Source organism: Flavobacterium sp. FG139, assembly GCF_057809695.1.
Window position 1 is genome coordinate 1 of the sequence record NZ_JBMDKL010000041.1, and the last position, 1,297, is coordinate 1,297.

Here is a 1,297-nt window from a genome sequence, read left to right on the forward strand (position 1 = left end):
TGTCTTGTCCTGAAATAGGTTGACGTTTTTTTGTTAATTTATATTTCAAAAATAGCGATTTTATTTTTCTTATAGGATTTATATTTATGTATTTGATTAAGGTGTGCAAATTCTGGTGTTTTCAAGAGTAGGGAGTAGTGTCTACGCTTTTTATTGTAAATTTCTACAGCCTGCTTGACCATTTTTTGTGCAGTTTTAAGGTTTGGAATCGTTTTTCCTATTCCAAATTCTTGTTTTAGTATTCCGTTAACTCTTTCCGCTACAGCATTTTCATATGGACTCGAGTTCTGGGTTGTACTTAAGATCATTTGTCTAGATTTTGCAAACTCAGAGAAATCCGGACAGCAATATTGTATTCCTCTGTCCGAGTGGTGAATAGTGTTTTGATTAACGTATATTCTATTATTTACAGCCATTTGCAATGCTTCTTTGACTAATTGTACTTTCATGTTTGTGTCTATTTTGTACCCCATTACTTTTTTAGAATAAGCGTCAGTAACAAGAGCTAAATAGGCGTGTCCAGAAGCTAATTTAACATAGGTAATATCACTTACAAAGACTTGTTCGGCTTTATTTATTTCAAGATTTAAGGTTAAGTCTTTTGATTTATAAAAGCCATGATTAGAATCGGTTGTGATATGATACCTTTTAGTTTTTTTAACCAACAAGTTGTTATTTTTCATAAAAGTATAAAACTTGTCACGCCCCATTTTAATGCCGTTTTTCATTAAATCATCCTTTATATCCAAATACAGTTTAGCGCAGCCGTAACGAGCCTGTAAGTGCCTGAGAGGCTTGATTAACTTGAGTATTATCAAAGCTTGTTTTTGTTCAAGTTCTTGTTTTTTGATTCTTTTGCCATAAGCTTGTCTACTTATTCCGAAGCATTGGTGGATCCATTTCTTTTTGAAAGGTCTTTCATTTTTTTCTCCACTTCTTTGTACAGTGCTTCGGGCAATGACTTTTTTGCAAAGCCTAAATCTGTACTAACTTCAAAATCAGCGATTATCATTTGTTGAAAGTCTTTAACAAATTCGAGTTCTTCGATTCTGTTTTTAAGTTTTTTGATTTCGTCGTTTTTACTCATTGTTTTAGAATTTTGTTCAAAGGAACGCAATTTTTTCATCCAATAGGTAATAGAGGAGCGAGAAATTCCATGTAATTTGGCTGCGTGATTAACCGATATCTGACCATTTGTAATTTGGTCAATGATGGAAAGTTTGAGATCAAAACCAATCTTTTGATACTCTTTTTTTGGACATGGTTGTTTTTTTGTTAGTCTCATAAGTTGCAAAAA

2 protein-coding genes are annotated in these 1,297 nt (G+C 32.5%); both read right to left on the reverse strand.

The features are described from left to right. Positions 1-38: 38 nt before the first annotated feature. Complete coding sequence (locus tag ACODSI_RS15005; RefSeq protein ID WP_488917668.1) at positions 39-959, reverse strand: IS3 family transposase; 921 nt, start codon at positions 957-959, stop codon at positions 39-41. Next, a partial coding sequence (locus ACODSI_RS15010; RefSeq protein WP_488917667.1) for a transposase occupies positions 875-1,297 on the reverse strand: 423 nt, incomplete at its 5' end. The genes ACODSI_RS15005 and ACODSI_RS15010, both read right to left, overlap by 85 nt.